The 16,260-nt window shown below is 68.0% G+C and carries 18 protein-coding genes; 12 read left to right on the plus strand and 6 right to left on the minus strand.

Annotated elements, in window-relative coordinates; all coding sequences use genetic code 11:
- The first annotated feature begins 214 nt into the window (after positions 1 to 214).
- From ACNPNP_RS04545 to ACNPNP_RS04555, 3 genes are all read left to right on the plus strand, one after another.
- Positions 215 to 949, plus strand: coding sequence for a PspA/IM30 family protein (locus ACNPNP_RS04545; protein WP_448964878.1), 735 nt, complete (start codon positions 215 to 217; stop codon positions 947 to 949).
- A gap of 61 nt (positions 950 to 1,010) precedes the next feature.
- Positions 1,011 to 1,808, plus strand: a complete 798-nt coding sequence (locus ACNPNP_RS04550; protein ID WP_448964879.1) for an arginase family protein — start codon at positions 1,011 to 1,013, stop codon at positions 1,806 to 1,808.
- Positions 1,805 to 2,260 (plus strand): Fe-S oxidoreductase, encoded by a 456-nt coding sequence (locus ACNPNP_RS04555; RefSeq protein ID WP_448964880.1) that lies wholly within the window; start codon positions 1,805 to 1,807, stop codon positions 2,258 to 2,260. Before ACNPNP_RS04550 ends, ACNPNP_RS04555 begins: the two co-directional genes overlap by 4 nt.
- 21 nt (positions 2,261 to 2,281) lie before the next feature.
- On the opposite strand, the gene ACNPNP_RS04560 is transcribed toward ACNPNP_RS04555, so the two are convergent.
- The 3 genes from ACNPNP_RS04560 to ACNPNP_RS04570 are packed head-to-tail and all read right to left on the minus strand — an operon-like array spanning position 2,282 to position 3,980.
- Positions 2,282 to 2,752, minus strand: coding sequence for an SIP domain-containing protein (locus ACNPNP_RS04560; RefSeq protein WP_448964881.1), 471 nt, complete (start codon positions 2,750 to 2,752; stop codon positions 2,282 to 2,284).
- Between the two features lie 47 nt (positions 2,753 to 2,799).
- Positions 2,800 to 3,507, minus strand: coding sequence for a tyrosine-protein phosphatase (locus ACNPNP_RS04565; RefSeq protein WP_448964882.1), 708 nt, complete (start codon positions 3,505 to 3,507; stop codon positions 2,800 to 2,802).
- Positions 3,504 to 3,980 carry a carboxymuconolactone decarboxylase family protein gene (locus ACNPNP_RS04570; RefSeq protein ID WP_448964883.1) on the minus strand — a complete coding sequence of 159 codons (477 nt, stop codon included), beginning with the start codon at positions 3,978 to 3,980 and terminating at the stop codon, positions 3,504 to 3,506. The genes ACNPNP_RS04565 and ACNPNP_RS04570 overlap by 4 nt, the downstream gene beginning before the upstream one ends.
- A gap of 159 nt (positions 3,981 to 4,139) precedes the next feature.
- Between ACNPNP_RS04570 and ACNPNP_RS04575 the strand changes: the two genes are divergently transcribed.
- The 6 genes from ACNPNP_RS04575 (at position 4,140) to ACNPNP_RS04600 (ending at position 10,106) form a co-directional block, all read left to right on the plus strand.
- The gene (locus tag ACNPNP_RS04575; protein WP_448964884.1) at positions 4,140 to 5,063 is read left to right on the plus strand and encodes an alpha/beta fold hydrolase; all 924 of its coding nucleotides are present in this window, start codon (positions 4,140 to 4,142) and stop codon (positions 5,061 to 5,063) included.
- Positions 5,064 to 5,170: 107 nt separating this feature from the next.
- A complete protein-coding gene (locus tag ACNPNP_RS04580) occupies positions 5,171 to 6,685 on the plus strand; it encodes an ABC transporter substrate-binding protein (RefSeq protein ID WP_448964885.1) in 1,515 nt (504 codons plus the stop codon).
- Between the two features lie 7 nt (positions 6,686 to 6,692).
- Entirely contained in the window at positions 6,693 to 7,643 is a 951-nt protein-coding gene (locus ACNPNP_RS04585; RefSeq protein ID WP_448964886.1) for an ABC transporter permease, read from the plus strand.
- Complete coding sequence (locus ACNPNP_RS04590; RefSeq protein WP_448964887.1) at positions 7,643 to 8,509, plus strand: ABC transporter permease; 867 nt, start codon at positions 7,643 to 7,645, stop codon at positions 8,507 to 8,509. The genes ACNPNP_RS04585 and ACNPNP_RS04590 overlap by 1 nt, the downstream gene beginning before the upstream one ends.
- Positions 8,506 to 9,297: an ABC transporter ATP-binding protein gene (locus ACNPNP_RS04595; protein WP_448964888.1), complete on the plus strand. Its 792-nt coding sequence runs from the start codon at positions 8,506 to 8,508 to the stop codon at positions 9,295 to 9,297. Before ACNPNP_RS04590 ends, ACNPNP_RS04595 begins: the two co-directional genes overlap by 4 nt.
- 53 nt (positions 9,298 to 9,350) lie before the next feature.
- Positions 9,351 to 10,106: an ABC transporter ATP-binding protein gene (locus tag ACNPNP_RS04600; protein WP_448965242.1), complete on the plus strand. Its 756-nt coding sequence runs from the start codon at positions 9,351 to 9,353 to the stop codon at positions 10,104 to 10,106.
- Here the strand turns inward: ACNPNP_RS04600 and ACNPNP_RS04605 are convergent.
- The 3 genes from ACNPNP_RS04605 to ACNPNP_RS04615 are packed head-to-tail and all read right to left on the minus strand — an operon-like array spanning position 10,066 to position 12,180.
- Entirely contained in the window at positions 10,066 to 10,677 is a 612-nt protein-coding gene (locus ACNPNP_RS04605; RefSeq protein WP_448964889.1) for a GNAT family N-acetyltransferase, read from the minus strand. The two genes, ACNPNP_RS04600 and ACNPNP_RS04605, sit on opposite strands and share 41 nt — an antisense overlap.
- Before the next feature lie 9 nt (positions 10,678 to 10,686).
- Positions 10,687 to 11,388, minus strand: a complete 702-nt coding sequence (locus ACNPNP_RS04610; protein WP_448964890.1) for a uracil-DNA glycosylase — start codon at positions 11,386 to 11,388, stop codon at positions 10,687 to 10,689.
- 6 nt (positions 11,389 to 11,394) lie between these two features.
- A complete protein-coding gene (locus tag ACNPNP_RS04615) occupies positions 11,395 to 12,180 on the minus strand; it encodes an SDR family oxidoreductase (protein ID WP_448964891.1) in 786 nt (261 codons plus the stop codon).
- Positions 12,181 to 12,348: 168 nt separating this feature from the next.
- Between ACNPNP_RS04615 and ACNPNP_RS04620 the strand changes: the two genes are divergently transcribed.
- The 3 genes from ACNPNP_RS04620 (at position 12,349) to metX (ending at position 16,259) form a co-directional block, all read left to right on the plus strand.
- Entirely contained in the window at positions 12,349 to 13,671 is a 1,323-nt protein-coding gene (locus ACNPNP_RS04620) for a bifunctional o-acetylhomoserine/o-acetylserine sulfhydrylase (RefSeq protein ID WP_448964892.1), read from the plus strand.
- Between the two features lie 230 nt (positions 13,672 to 13,901).
- Positions 13,902 to 14,885: a hypothetical protein gene (locus ACNPNP_RS04625; RefSeq protein ID WP_448964893.1), complete on the plus strand. Its 984-nt coding sequence runs from the start codon at positions 13,902 to 13,904 to the stop codon at positions 14,883 to 14,885.
- 165 nt (positions 14,886 to 15,050) lie between these two features.
- Positions 15,051 to 16,259 (plus strand): homoserine O-acetyltransferase MetX, encoded by a 1,209-nt coding sequence (gene metX / locus ACNPNP_RS04630; protein WP_448964894.1) that lies wholly within the window; start codon positions 15,051 to 15,053, stop codon positions 16,257 to 16,259.
- Position 16,260: the final 1 nt, after the last annotated feature.

The raw sequence follows: 16,260 nt of genomic DNA on the forward strand, positions 1-16,260 counted from the left end.
GCCGGCTCGAGCCGCGGCGGCGGCGGTGGCGGCGGATGGAGCGGCGGCGGCAGCTGGCGCTCCGGCGGCAGCAGCCGCAGCAGCCGCCCGTCGAGCTTCGGCGGCGGCTCCCGCAGCGGTGGCCGCTCCAGAGGGGGGCGCTTCTAACATCCCTCCGCTGTTCTCACGACGTAACCGACCTCGAAAGACTCCGTCTCAACCGAAAGGAAACACCATGACCAAGCAGTCCATCTTCGGTCGCATCTCCACCCTGGTGAAGGCCAACATCAACGCGATGATCGACTCTGCGGAGGACCCGCAGAAGATGATCGACCAGCTCGTCCGCGACTACACCAACAACGTCGCAGACGCCGAGGCCGCGATCGCCGAGACGATCGGAAACCTCCGCCTTCTCGAGCGCGACCATGAGGAGGACGTCCAGGCCGCGCGGGACTGGGGCAACAAGGCGCTCGCCGCGAGCCGCAAGGCCGACGAGCTCCGCAAGAGCGGCGAGACGTCCGACGCCGACAAGTTCGACAGCCTGGCGAAGATCGCCCTGCAGCGTCAGATCGGCGCCGAGCGCGAGGCGACCGGCGCAGAGCCGACCATCGCGTCGCAGACGGAGATCGTCGACAAGCTCAAGAGCGGCCTCAACGGCATGAAGGACAAGCTCGGCGAACTCAAGAACAAGCGCAGCGAACTGCTCGCCCGCGCCAAGGTCGCCGAGGCGCAGACCAAGGTCCAGGATGCGGTCTCGTCGATCAACGTCCTCGATCCCACCAGCGAACTCGGCCGGTTCGAGGACAAGGTCCGCCGTCAGGAGGCACTTGCCCAGGGCAAGGTCGAGCTCGCGGCATCCAGCCTGGACGCGCAGTTCGAGAGCCTTGACGACCTCGGTGAGCTCACCGAGGTCGAGGCGCGGCTCGCCGAGCTGAAGTCCGGCGCTCCGCAGTCGCAGATCGAGTCCTGAGACTCCTGATGCCCCGGGCCGATGTGCCCGGGGCATCCCTCATTCTTCTCTGGAGGTCCTCGTGGCCAGATTCCTCGTTGCACCGCAGTGGCAGGGCTCGCCCGCCCCACGCGCGATGCTGCTCGTCGACGGCGCGGCAGCCATCGCTGGTGACCTCCCGCGCGCGGCGACGACGGTGCTCGACGTCCCGCTCGAAGCCGGTGACTCACTGGGTACCCGTGTGCATCGTCTGAGCTCCCTGCAGCGCGTGCGTGAGCTCATCGCGCACGAGATCGCGGAGGACACCGTCCTCATCGGCGGCGACTGCAGTGTGACCGTCGCAGCCCTCCATGCGATCGACCGCGACGACATCGCCGTCGTCTGGTGCGATGCGCACCCCGACCTGCACACGCCCGACACGTCTCCGTCCGGCGCCTTCTCCGGCATGGCGCTGCGCGCGGTGCTCGGAGAGGGACAGCAGGAGCTCGCCCTCTCCCCCGGAGTTCCGCGCGATCGCATCGTCACGGTCGGCGCTCGCGTCGTCGACGACGAAGAGCTCGAGCCGCTCGCGGGCCTCGCTCAGCTCTCCGTCGACGATCTCGACGATGTCGACGCCTTGGCGGAAGCCGTCGCGTCGACCGGGGCACGCCGCGTCTGGGTGCACATCGATGTCGACGTGCTCGACCCTGCCGAGCTCGCCGGAGTGTCGAGCGCCGCGCCGTTCGGTGCCGGCACGAGCGCGCTCACCGCGGCGATCCGCGCGCTTCGTGCGCGCTTTCCTCTCGCCGGCGCGACCATCGCCGGCTTCGCGCCGCGCTCCGCCGACCATGCCGTGGAAGACCTCGGCGCGATCCTCCGTCTCGTGGGCGCCGTCGCGTGACGGAGGACTGGCGGACCACCGCGGACGCGGTCCTCGCACGAGGACGACGCTTCGACCGACGCATTCCGGCCTTCCTGCTGCGCTCCCCCATCAGCCGTCTCGGCTACGCCTGGGGAACGGCCGTCGGCTGGACCTGGGGATCGCTGTGGAGCACGGGTCCTGTCGAGAGGCGGAACGGACTCTGGGTCTTCCAGGGAATGCCCCGTTGGGCGTTCAACCGCGGCGGCGTCTGCGTCGGCGGCTGCTTCCTGACCGGTGATGCCAGGCCGAGCGACGCTGTGCTGCGGCACGAGGCCGTGCACAAGCAGCAGTGGCTGCGCTACGGATTCCTCATGCCGATCCTGTACCTGTTCGCCGGTCGCGATCCGATGCGCAATCGCTTCGAGATCGAAGCGGGCCTGGAGGACGGCAACTACGTGCGGCGTTCGCGGAAGCGCTCAGAGCCGGCCTGAGAGATCGGCGGCTCGAGGGCTTCAGCGCTCGATCGGGAGCAGTCCGAAACGCTCCGGGGCGTGGATCGTGGATGCGGGGACGCCGAGCGTGTGAGTCAGGTGATCGACGATGTCGGCCGTGCCGAGGTAGCCCCCGAGCAGGGTCACCCGCGTGGGGTTCTCGCCATCGCACAGCATCTCGTCGGCCCAGGCGCAGGTCGCACGTGCCACGGCCTCGCCGGGAGTGCAGGATCGCCCGCTGCCCGGCGTGCCGGAGCGCGAGGAGCGCGCGAGCCAGGTCACCGTCATGCGGGCGGGCGCGTCCACGACCCCGATGTCGCTGACGTCGGGCACCTCGATGAAGATGCGACCCGACGCGCACAACGGAAGCGTCACGAGGAGCGCTTCGAGTTCTGCCAGCGAGTTCTCGTCGGCCGTCACCAGGTAGTGCGCGCTCAGTCGTTCTGCGCGACGCCGAGCTCGTCCCGTGCGGACATCGATGGAGGTGGTCATGGTTCCTCCATGCTACCACCGATGAAGGGTTGCCTTACCTATGGCACTCAGTCGTCGATCAGCGCCCGCCGCAAAGCGACGAGTTCGTCGACGGTCATACCGTTGGCCTGCAGATATGCCGCGGCGGATCCCCAGCGCGCGTCCACCTCTGCGAGAAGCCGGCGCATGACGTCCGCCGGCGACAGCGTGGCCAGGGCCACCGCGTGCTTCGCCTCCGGATGCTGCATCTCCAGGAATGCCACGATCCGGCGGTTGCGCTCCTCCGGCAGCATCGACGCGGTGAGCGCGTAGTCGCTGACGATCGCCTCGCGGTCCGCTCCCACGGCCGAGAGCGCGAGAGCGATCGTCACCCCGGTGCGGTCCTTGCCGACGGTGCAGTGCACGAGGGTGGGCTCGCCGCGCGCGATGATGCGGATGGCGTCCACAAGGCGTTCACCGCTCTCCTCGAGCAGCTGGAGGTACATCTCATCGAGGCTCATGTCGTCTTCGAAGAAGGATGCGACCGAGCCGAGGAACAGCGGAAGGTGGGTCGTGGCTATCCCCGTGGTCGCGGATGGCGCGCTCGCGACCTCCTGATCATCGCGGAGATCGACGATGTGACCGACGCGCTGCTCGAGTTCGGCGACGGCCGTGGGACTGGCCGACACCAGATTCCCCGATCTGAACAGCCGTCCCTCCCGGATCACGCCCTCTGCGGCGGGGATGCCGCCGACGTCACGGACGTTGAAGACGCCGTCGAGACGGATCTGACTCACGCCGACGCCTGCGTCGCGCGGGGCGGAACCGGGTAACGACCTGCCACGACGATTCTGTTGAAGGCGTTGATAGACACGCACGCCCAGCTCAGCGCGGCGTACTCCTTCTCGGTGAACACGCTTCCGACGCGGTCGTAGACGTCATCGGGAATACCGCCGTCGTGGATGAAGGTGAACGCTTCCGCGAGTTCCAGCGCCGCGCGCTCCCGATCGGAGAACACTCCGCTCTCGCGCCAGGTGGGAATCTGCAGGAGCGTGTCCGCATCGATGCCTGCCGACGCCGCACGATCGAAGTGGATCCGCGTGCAGTACGCGCAGCCGTTGAGCTGCGAGCAGTGGATCATCACGATCTCCTTGAGGCGGTCGTCGATGCCGTTGGCCGCACATATCTCACCCACTGTGCGAGAGAATGCATCCAGGGCCTTGTAGGCGGTCGGCTCCGTCTTCGACAGGTGGACTCGTGTCTCGCTCATACGTCCATGATACGGGGGCCACCGCACCCCGGCCATGGCACAGGAAACGCAGACTGCTATCTAAATTCCGAACAGAGCGAACATAACGGCAACTTAAGCATCAACTTTGTTGGTCATTGTGCTCGTGCATTTCGCGCGAGCATCCGCTCGGGGCAGAATATGGTCGTGGCGACAGAGACCAGTGAGTTCAGCTACCTTCCGCAGCAGGCCCAGGCGATGAACGTGCCAGTGCCCGACGTCGAACGCGTGGCGCTCCGCCTCGCTGACGGACGGGAGCTCAGCGCCCTCCGCTTCGGCGACGGACCTCCCGTGGTCGCCATGTTGCACGGGGCAGGGCTCAACGCCCACACCTGGGACACGACCGCGCTCCTCCTCCGGCAGCCGGCCCTGGTGATCGACCTCGCCGGACACGGTGACTCCAGCTGGCGCGAGGACGTCGACTACACCGCTCGCACGCTCGCTGCGGACGTCATCGCCGCGCTCGAGACGTGGGCCGTCGAGCCTCAGGTCCTCGTCGGGCAGTCCCTCGGCGGGTTGACTGCCGCGGCCGTGGCGTCGGCCAGGCCCGATCTCGTCCGCGAGCTGATCGTCGTCGACATCACGCCGGGGATCGACTCCTCCGGAGGCCCCGCCTTCCTGCGCGAGTTCTACGCCGGGCCGACCGACTTCGCCTCCCGCGACGAATTGGTCGATCGAGCGATGTCCTTCGGCCTCGGCGGCTCGCGGGCGGACACGGAACGGGGCGTCTTCTTCAACTCACGCATCCGCCCGGACGGCCGAGTCGAGTGGAAGCATCATTTCGCTCGCCTCGCCGCGCAGTTGACGGCGCATTCACCCGCCACCGACGGCGCGGCGGCGCCGATCCTGGCCGCGAGCGGGTGGGACGACCTCGCCGGCGCCGAGGCGCCGATCACGCTCGTCCGCGCGACGTCGGGCTTCGTCAGCGAGGCCGACGGCGATGAGCTCGTGCGCCGCGTCCCCACGGCCAGAGTGGTCGCGATGGACGCCTCGCACAACGTGCAGGAGACCGCGCCAGCCGAGCTCGCCGACCTGATCCGCGCGGCCGCGCTCTCGCCCGCCTGAGGAATGTGTCGCCGCATTCCGACGTTGGCATCCCACTGACCGCCCCGCTCTACGCTCTACTTCATCGGCACACAGCATCTGCCGCACCGAGAGGAATCCTCAAGTCCATGTTCCGACGAAACAGACGTCTCGCCGTCCTGTCCGCACTCGCCGCGACAGCCGTGATCCTTAGCGCGTGCGCCGGTTCGCCCGAGCCGGTGGAGACCTCGACCGGTGAACCGGATCTGAACGCGACGCTCACGGTGGGTCTCGTGCTCGAGCCCACCAATCTCGACATCCGGCACACCAGCGGAGCCGCGATCGAGCAGATCCTCATCGACAACATCTACGAAGGGCTCGTCACCCGGAGCGAGGACAACGAGATCGAACCACGTCTCGCCTCGGAGTACGAGGTCTCGGAAGACGGCTTGACGTACACGTTCACGTTGAATCCCGAGGTCACCTTCCACAGCGGCACCGCCCTCACCTCCGCCGATGTCGTCGCCTCGTACGAGGCGGTGCGCACCGACGCGACGCTGCAGGGCAATGCGGAGTTCGCCAACGTGGCCTCGGTCACGGCCCCCGACGCGACGACCGTGGTGATCACCCTCACGGAGCCGAACCAGAACTTCCTGTTCACTCTCACCGGTCCGGCCGGGCTCGTGTTCCAGACCGGCGACACGACCGACCTGCAGACCGCGGAGAACGGCACCGGCCCGTTCACGCTCGAGAACTGGAGCAAGGGCAGCACCATCACCTTCGCGCGCCATGACGCGTACTGGGGCGAGCCGGCCAGCGTCGCCGAAGTCGTCTTCGAGTACATCCCCGACTTCACCGCCGGCGTCAACGCCGCTCTCGACGGCAGCCTCGACGTGCTCACGGCGGTCGACCCGAACCTCGCACCCCAGCTGGAGGATTCGGGAGATTTCGCCCTCACCACCGGCCGCACCACCGACAAGGCGACGCTCGCGTTCAACAACGCCAAGGCTCCGCTCGATGACGCACGGGTGCGCGAGGCGCTGCGGCTCGCGATCGACCACGAGGGCCTTGTCGAGGCGGTCGGCGCCGGCGAGACCATCTACGGTCCGATCCCCGAGCTCGACCCCGGCTTCGAAGATCTCTCGGATGTCGCGCCGTACGATCCCGACCGCGCCAAGGAGCTGCTCGCCGACGCCGGCCAGGAGGATCTCGACCTGACACTGACGATCCCGTCGTTCTACGGCACCACGGTCCCCCAGGTGCTCGTCTCGGACTTCGCCAAGGTCGGCGTCACCCTCGAGGTCGACGCGGTCGAGTTCCCGACGTGGCTCGAGGACGTCTACACGAACAAGGACTACGAGCTGAGCTTCGTCCTCCACGTCGAGCCGCGCGACTTCGGCAACTTCGCGAACCCGGACTACTACTTCAACTACGACAACCCGGAGGTCCAGTCGCTCTACGCCGAGGCGCTCGCAGAGGTCGACGCCGAGGCGTCGGCCGAGCTGATCGCACAGGCTGCTCGTCTGGTCTCAGAGGACCACGCGGCGGACTGGCTGTACAACGGCGCCACGATCACCGCGGTGAGCCCGCTGATCTCAGGGTTCCCGCAGGACTCGATCAACTCGCGCATCAACCTCGCGGGCGTCGCCAAGGCAGCCGAGTAGCCACGGCGTGATCCGTTACACGCTCACACGAGGAGTCCTGCTGATCGCCGGGCTCCTCGTGTCGAGCGTGCTGATCTTCCTCACGCTGCGGGTCTTCCCCGGCGATGTCGCGCAGCTCATCGCCGGCACCCAGGCGTCGCCCGCCACCGTGGAGGCGCTGCGCGAGGCGCTCGGGTTCAATCGCCCGCTGATCGTGCAGTACGGCGATTGGATCGGCGGAGTGCTCACCGGAGACCTCGGCACGTCCCAGCTCAGCGGTGCCTCCGTCGGGGCAGAGCTCGCTGAGAAGGCGCAGGTGACCGTACCGCTGGGCCTGATGTCGCTGATCATCGCCCTGCTGATCGCCGTTCCGTTCGGCATCCTCTCCGCACTGTGGCGCGGCCGTCCGTCCGGCACGGCCCTCAGCGTCACCGCGCAGGCGCTGGCGGCCGTTCCCGTGATCTGGGCGGGCATGATGCTGATCGTCGTCTTCGCCGTGTGGCTGGGCTGGCTCCCGGCCCAAGGTTTCCCCCGTGGCGGCTGGGATCACCCCTGGCAGGCTTTTCGCGCGCTGATACTGCCGGCACTCACGATCGGCGTCGTCGAGGGAGCCATGCTGCTGCGCTTCGTGCGCAGCGCGACCCTGCAGGCGCGAGGGCAGGATTTCGTCCGCACAGCCGCGGCGAAGGGCCTCAGCCGCAACAGGGCGCTCGTGCAGCACGGCATCCCGGCCGTCGGCCTGTCGATCGTGACGGTCCTGGGGCTCCAGGTCGCCGGCATCGTCGTCGGCTCCGTCGTCATCGAGCAGCTGTTCACGCTTCCCGGCATCGGAAGGATGCTGGTGGCCGACGTCGGCACTCGCGACCTGATCAAGGTGCAGAGCGAGCTGCTCGTGCTCACAGGGCTCGTGCTGGTGATCGGCTTCATCGTCGATCTCGTCCATCACTTCGTCGACCCTCGCCAACGAGAGGCCGCCTGATGCCCCGCTGGCTGCGAGATCTATGGCGGAGCGCCACAGGGCGCTTCGGACTGGTCACCGTGCTGATCATCGCGCTCATCGCGCTCGTCTCCGTCTTCTGGACACCGTTCGATCCACTCGCGGCGAACGTGCGCGACCGCTGGGCCGCTCCCGGCTGGCCGCACCTGCTGGGCACGGACAACACCGGACGCGACATCCTCAGTCTGGTGATGGCTGGCACGCGCACGACCGTCTTCGTCAGTGTCGGTGCGGGAATCGTGGCCACATTCGTCGGCATCGCCCTCGCGGCGCTCGGCGCGCTCACCGCACGGTGGATGCGCGAGACCGTAGCCGTACTGGTCGACATCCTGATCGCGTTCCCTGTGCTGATCATCGCCATGATGATCTCCTCGGTCTGGGGCGGGTCGTTGTGGGTCGTGATCTGGGCGGTCGGCATCGGCTTCGGCGTCAACATCGCCCGCGTCACCCGCCCCGAGCTGCGCAGGGTGCAGCAGAGCGACTTCGTGCTCGCCGGGCGGGCGGCGGGTCTCACCTCCGCGCAGAACCTCGTTCGGCATCTGCTGCCGAACGTCGCTCCCGTGTTCATCGTCCAGCTGTCGTGGTCGATGGCGGTGGCGGTCCTCGCCGAGGCCGGCCTGTCGTACCTGGGCTTCGGCGCGTCGGTGGTCGAGCCCTCGTGGGGCATCCTGCTCTCCGACCTGCAGCGCTACATCAGCATCCATCCGCTGTCGGTGATCTGGCCAGGGCTCGCCATCACGATCACGGTGCTCGCACTGAATCTGCTGGGCGATGCGCTGCGCGAGGCGACCGATCCGACCCTGCGCCACCGCAGCGCCGAGATCCACACCCCGGCGGTGGTCGCATGAGCCTCGCCGTGAAGGACCTCGTCGTCGAGATCGACGGGCGCCGGGTGATCGACGGCATCTCCTTCGAGGTGCCCGACGGCGCACGTCTGGGACTGATCGGCGAATCGGGTTCCGGCAAGTCGCTGACCGCACTCGCGATCCTCGGACTGCTTCCCGACGGTGCGACGGCGACCGGCAGCATCCGCTGGGACGACGACGAGCTGATCGGCATGCCGGATCGCGAGCTCGCACGGTTCCGCGGCGATGACATCGGGATCGTCTTCCAGGAGCCGCGGACTGCCCTGAACCCCATACGCACCGTCGGGCGTCAGATCGCCGAGTCCGTGCGGATCCACACCGGAGCGGGCAAGCGCGAGGCCAAGGCGCGCGCCGTCGCGGAGGCTGCGCGGGTGCGCCTGCCCGATCCGGAGACGATCGTGCAGAAGTACCCGCATCAGCTCTCCGGAGGCCAGCGTCAACGCGTCGCGATCGCGATGGCCCTCGCCTGCCGGCCCCGGCTGCTGATCGCCGACGAACCGACCACCGCGTTGGACGTCACGATCCAGGCCGAGATCCTGCGGCTTCTGCTCTCCCTCGTCGAGGAGCAGGGCATGTCGTTGATGTTCATCACGCACGACCTCGCCGTGCTCGCCCAGGTCGCGACCCACGGCGTGGTGCTCGAGCACGGCCGCGTCGTCGAGGCCGCGCCGGTCTCCACGCTGCTCTCCGCGCCATCGTCGCCGATCACCCAGGGGCTGCTGCGCGATGCCACCGCGACGCTCTGGCGACCGGAAGGCGGCCCGCGGTGAGCCTGATCTCGGCGCGCGGACTCGCACGCGACTTCCCTGTTCCGAAGCGGACGATGTTCGAGCGTGCAGGCACCCAGACCGCCCTGCATCCGACCGACCTCGACATCGAGGCCGGCGAGGCCATCGGCATAATCGGAGAGTCCGGTTCGGGCAAGTCGACGCTGGTGCGCCTGCTGCTGGCGCTCGATCGCCCGACCTCAGGAACCGTGTCGATCGACGGCAGGACCGTGGATGCCGCGGCACCGGCCCGCTCCCTCCACTGGCTCCGACGGCAGACCGGACTCGTCTTCCAGGATCCGTACGCATCGCTCGACCCGCGGATGAGTGCAGGGCAGATCATCGCAGAGCCGCTGCGGGCGCTGGGAATCGACGTCGATCATCGGGGGCGCGTGCGCGAGGTGCTCGCGCAGGTCGGGCTCGAGATCGAGATGGCCGACCGCTACCCGCACGAGTTCTCGGGCGGGCAGCGCCAGCGGATCGCGCTCGCCCGAGCGATAGTGCACCGTCCGCGCATCCTCGTGGGCGATGAGCCGCTGTCCGCCCTCGACGTCACAGTGCGGGCGCAGATCCTCGAGCTGATCGACGGTCTGCTGCAGACGGAGGACCTCACCCTCATCATGGTCTCGCACGACATAGGCGTGGTGCAGAACCTGTGCGACACCGTCGCCGTCATGAAGGACGGCAGCATCGTCGAACGCGGTGCGACACAGGATGTCCTTCTGCATCCGCAACAGGACTACACGAAGCGCCTGCTTGCCGCAATTCCCGTCATCCCCGATGGAACAACCGGCGACGGGACTTCGGAGTGAGCGATTTCTGCAGGTAGACGGTTCCCAGAGAACGGCCGAACTTGAAGCCCACCCTCCCCATGCGTCCGACCTCGACGAAGCCGAACCTGGTGTGCAGCCTGATCGACGGCTCAGCCCCGCTGTCGCTGATCACTGCGACGATCTCTCGCAGTCCGATCTCCTCGCACGCTGCGATGAGTGCCTGAAGCAAAGCGGAGCCGAGCCCCTTGCCGCCCGCGCCGGGGCCGAGGTAGATCGAATCCTCCACGGTGTAGCGATAGGCGGACTTGCTCGCCCACGGCTGCACCAGCGCATACCCGATCACCTGGTTCGACGGCGTCACCGCGACGAGGAACGGTAGCTTGAGCCTCGTCAGCATCGCGAACTTCTCGCGCCAGTATCGGTGCGTGCTGCGCTTCTCGTCGAAGGTCACGACGGAGTTCGCGACATAGTGGTTGTAGATCTCACGGACATCGGGAAGATCGCGCTGCAGGGCGGGGCGGATCTCGAACGAGAAAGTCCCTGGATCAGGCTCCGGCTCACGCAGATGACGCGGCAGCCGTCGACGTCGGTCGCCGGGTTCGAACTGCATGCGCTCAGCTTATAGTTCGCCGTCGACGCGCCAGTCCACGACGCTCGCTCCCTGCACCTCGAGCAGTGCGTTCGCACGCGAGAACGGCCGCGAACCGAAGAAGCCGCGATGCGCGGACAGCGGCGACGGATGCGCGGAGGCGACGACGGGGGTGTCTCCGAGCAACGGCTGCAGGTTCGCCGCATCCCTCCCCCACAGGATCGCGACCATCGGCTGCGCCCGCGCGACCAGAGTGCGGATGGCGAGTTCGGTGACCTTTTCCCAACCCCAGCCCCGGTGCGACGCCGGGGCGCCGGGAGCCACGGTCAGAACCCTGTTGAGCAGCAGCACGCCCTGGTCGCTCCAGGCAGTCAGGTCGCCGTGCGGGGCGGGCGGGATGCCGAGATCGCTCTCGCGCTCGCGATAGATGTTGGACAGGCTTCGCGGCAGCGGTCGCACATGCCGCTCGACAGCGAACGACAGACCGATCGGATGCCCAGGCGTCGGATACGGGTCCTGCCCTGTGATCAGCACGCGGACGTCGGCGAGCGGCCGCTGGAACGCCCGCAGGACGTGGTCCCCGGCCGGAAGGTATCCTCGGCCCTCGGCCTGCTCTGCGCGCAGGCGTTCCCCGAGCCCGCTGATGACGTCGGCCACGGGGGTCAGCGCGTCAGCCCACCCCTGGTCGATCAGCCCCTCATCCGCCAGCTGCACGAGCGAGCGGCCAGGCATCAGGGCTCAGTCCTCGCCGCCGCGCACGCGCAGCGGGCCTCGCGCCAGCAGGTGCTGTGCGGACTGCGCGACCGGGCGCATCGTGATGAGGTCGAGGTTCACATGGCCGGGGGCGTCGAGCGCATACCCGATCACATCGGCCACGTCGTGGGCGGTCAGGGGCTTCTCCACCCCGGCGTACACGGCCTCGGCGGCCAGGCTGTCACCGCCGAGACGATTGAGCGTGAACTCCTCGGTGTGCACCATGCCCGGTGCTACCTCGACGACGCGGATCGGCTCGCCGTTGAGTTCCTGCCGCAGCACTTTGACGAGCATCGATTCGGCGGCCTTCGCGGCGTTGTAGCCGCTGCCGCCGGGGTATGCGACCTGGGCGGCGGTCGACGTCACGAAGACCGCGTCGGCATGCCCGTCGGTCTCGGCTGCCCGTCGAAGCTGCGGGAGGATCCCCGCGACCAGGCGCTGCGTGGCCAGAACGTTGACGTCGTACATCCACTGCCAGTCGGCGATGCTCGCGTCCTCCACCCGCTCAGTGCCGCGAGCGCCGCCGGCCACCTGCACGAGTGCGTGCACCGGACCGGTCGCCTCGAGCTCTTCGAGCAGTGAGGCCACGGCATCCTCGTCGGTCAGGTCGCACGCGATGGCCGACGCACCTACCTCGTCGACGAGGGTCTGCAGGCGGTCAGCGCGCCTCGCCACGCCGACGACCTCCCAGCCCCGCGCGCAGAGGTCGCGAACGGTCGCCTCCCCGATCCCGGAACTCGCACCTGTCACCACTGCACGCCGTGTCACCATGCCTCCACCGTACGACGTTTCCGCTCGTCTCATCGCCTTCAGCGCGCGGTTTCCGCACCCCGCGATGTTACGTAACATTTCCCCCTCGTTGTTGACACCGAGGTCCTTACGTACGCTCTCATCAACGGCATCCGCCGCACCGACCTCAATCCGTTCCAGGGGGAACACATGTCCGCACCTGAGACCTGGCGTTTCGAGACCAAGCAGATCCACTCGGGCGCCGCTCCCGACCCGGTCACGAAGGCACGCGCCACGCCGATCTACCAGACGACGTCGTACGTGTTCGACAGCGCGGACCACGCGGCGAACCTGTTCGCCCTTGCCGAGTTCGGCAACATCTACACCCGCATCCAGAACCCGACGCAGGACGTCCTCGAGCAGCGTCTCGCCGCGCTCGAGGGGGGCACCGGAGCCCTCGTCCTCGCCAGCGGCCAGGCGGCATCCACGTTCGCCGTGTTGAACATCGCCGAGGCCGGCGACCACTTCGTCGCGTCCAGCTCGATCTACGGCGGCACTTACAACCTCTTCAAGTACACGCTGGCCAAGCTCGGCATCGAGGTCACCTTCGTCGAGAACCAGGATGACGCCGAGGAATGGCGCAGCGCCATCCGCCCGAACACGAAGCTCCTCTTCGCCGAGACGATCGGCAACCCTCGGATCAACGTGCTCGACATCCGCACCGTCGCGGACATCGCCCACGAGAACGGCGTGCCGCTCATCGTCGACAACACGATCGCGACGCCGTTCCTGCTGCGTCCGTTCGAGCACGGCGCCGACATCGTCGTGCACTCGGTCACCAAGTTCCTCGGCGGCCACGGCACCACCATCGGCGGCGCCATCATCGACGGCGGAACGTTCGAGTGGTCGAAGAACGTCGACAAGTTCCCCGGGCTCACCGAGCCGGACGCCTCGTACCACGGCGCCAGCTACACCACTGCGGTGGGCGACCCGCTCGCGTACATCATCAAGGCGCGCGTGCAGCTGCTGCGCGACCTCGGCTCGGCGATCGCCCCGCAGAGCGCCTGGAACCTCATCCAGGGCATCGAGACCCTCTCCCTGCGCATCGAGCGTCACGTGCAGAACGCCCAGGAGGTCGCCGAGTGGCTCGACGGTCGCGATGACATCGCCTCGGTCAACTACTCGGGCCTGCCCACGTCTCCCTGGTACGCCAAGGCCAACGAGTACCTGCCTAAGGGCGTCGGCGCTGTGCTGTCCTTCGAGCTGAAGGGCGGAGTGGAGGCCGGTCGCGAGTTCGTGAACAGCCTCTCCCTGTTCAGCCACCTCGCCAACATCGGCGACGTGCGCTCGCTCGTCATCCACCCGGCATCGACCACCCACTCGCAGCTGACCCCCGAGCAGCAGCTCACGTCGGGCGTCACGCCGGGCCTGGTGCGCCTGTCCGTGGGCCTCGAGAACATCGACGACCTCAAGGCCGACCTCGAGCAGGCGCTCGACGCGGCTCGCCGTGTCTCGGAGGCCGCCCGCGCCTAGCACGCGCTTCGCGCGTCCGCGCCGCTCGTCCGCACCGAGCTTCGATTCGCCGCCGCCCCCGCTGGTCGTCCGCGCCCTCTCTGAACTTCGTGTTTCAGAGGGGGCGCGGATGCCTGGCGGGGCGTCGGCAATTCGGTGTCGTTCTGCACCTTCACCCGCGCTCTCGATTTCTGCACCGATCGCGAGATTCCCGCGCACGGGCTCCCCACGCATGCGGACACAATGCGTGGATGCGGAAGACGATCGATCTGAATGCAGCACGGCGGATGCTGCGATCCCGCGATGATCTGATCGCCGAGGGATGTACCGAGCGTGATCTGCACCACAAGGTCTCCTCGGGAGACCTGCACCGCGTCCGCCGCGGACGATATGTCGACGCCACGGATTGGAAGGATCTGTGGCCCGAGGGCCGGCACCTGATTCAGGTCCTGGCCGTGCGCGAGAACTCTGATGCGCCCGGCCCTGTGTTCTGGGGTCCATCCGCTGCTGTCGTGCATCGTCTTCCGCTCTGCCGCTTCATCCCGGCACAGGTGCACACGGCGATCATGGGGGAACGTCATGGCCGCTCACGCGCGAAGGTCATGTGGCACAACGTCACGATCGCCGATACGGACATCGTCGAAGTGGACGGCATCCGATGCACGTCGCTGGATCGGACAGTGCTCGACCTGGCGTGCTCCACATCGACGGTGACGGGTCTTTGCGCTGCAGATGCCGCGCTGCGTCGCGAAGCGGTGCATGGCCATGAGCACGACACCGAGGCCAGCGCCGAATGGCATGCACGACTCGGACGACGCGCTGAGAGCATCAGCGTTCGCGGCGTGCGGAAGGCGCGAGATGTGATCGCGTTCGCCGACGGACGTGCGCAGTTGCCGGGCGAGAGCGTCAGCCGTCTGCACCTGCGGGAACTGGGGTATCGCGACCTCATGTTGCAGACTCACGTCATCGGGCCCGACGGCGAAGACTATTGGCTCGATTTCGGGTTTCCGCGTTCCAATGCGTTCGGTGAATTCGACGGAGAGGCAAAGTATCTCGACCCCGGACTGCGCAACGGCCGGTCTCTCGATGAGATCCTGCTCGCTGAGAAACATCGTGAGGACGCCATCCGCGGAGTGACCGGCTGGCGCACAGCCCGCTGGGGATGGGAACACGTCCGGTCCCCCGAGACGCTCGCGGCTCGCCTGTCCGCCTTCGGCATCCGACCGCTCGGCTGATGCCCCCTCGTCGTACCAGCCGGGCCCCCTCCCAGCGTCCATGCCCCCTCGCGCGTGCGCTGACACGAGGGGGCGTCGGCGATCAGAGGGGGCTTCGGCAAAGGGGGCGGCGAGCGCGGGCGTAACCTGCACCGCCCGCGGCCTGATCCACGCGAGAATGGAGGCATGGACTGGCAGAGCACCTCCGAGGACACCGTGCCGTCGGCGCGCGTGACGGAGGCGGACACCCGGCTGCTGCGTGCACGTCCACCCGCCACCGGAGCGTGGCGCGACGGCGACCCCGCCGGGCACCGCAAGTTCGCCGCCTCCGGACCGTTCCGCACCGAGAGCGGCGTGGAGCTGCCCAGCATCCGCATCGCTTACGAGACATGGGGCGAACTCAACGCCGCGCGCGACAACGCCATCCTCGTACTGCATGCGCTGACCGGGGACAGCCACCTCCGCGGTGAAGCGGGCGCAGGGCACCCGACTGCGGGCTGGTGGGAGGAGATCGTCGGCCCTGGGGCCGCGATAGACACAGATCGCTGGTTCGTGATCGCACCGAACATGCTGGGCGGATGCCAGGGATCCACCGGTCCCGCCAGCGTCGCCCCTGACGGATACGAGTGGGCCTCCCGTTTCCCGTACCTCACCGTGCGCGACCAGGTCGCAGCGCAGGTGCGCCTTGCGGATGCCGTCGGCATCGAGCGTTGGGCCGGCGTCGTCGGCGGGTCAATGGGCGGGATGCACGCTCTGGAATGGGCCGTCACGCACCCGGAGCGGGTCGAACGCCTCGCCGTGCTCTCCTCTCCCCCTGTCAACACCGCTGATCAGATCGCGCTGAACTCCGTGCAGCTGGAGGCGATCCGCATCGACCCCCGTTTCCAGGGCGGCGAGTACTACGACCTCGACGACGGCGAAGGGCCGCACCGCGGGCTCGCTCTCGCACGTCGCATGGCTCTGCTCAACTACCGCAGTCCGATCGAGCTCAACCAGCGCTTCCAGCGCTCATGGCAGTCCGAGGTGTCGCCACTCGGTCACGGCGGACGGTTCGCCGTCGAGTCGTACCTCGACTTCCACGGCAACAAGTTCACCAGGCGGTTCGACGCGAACAGTTACATCACGCTCGTGGAGGCCATGAACTCGCACGATGTGGGTCGCAGCCGTGGCGGTGTCGAAGAGGCTCTTCGCACCGTCACCGCGAAGACGCTCGTGCTCGGGATCGACACCGACCGGTTGTTCCCCGTCGACGGGCAGCACCGCATCGCACGCAGCATCCCGAACACGCTCGACGGGCCGGAGGCGATCGTGCTCACCAGCGACTTCGGTCACGACGGATTCCTCATCGAGACCGATGCGGTCAGTGCGCACCTGAGGCGCCTGCTCGCCGACTGAG

The sequence above is a fragment of the Microbacterium xerophyticum genome (assembly GCF_053543555.1).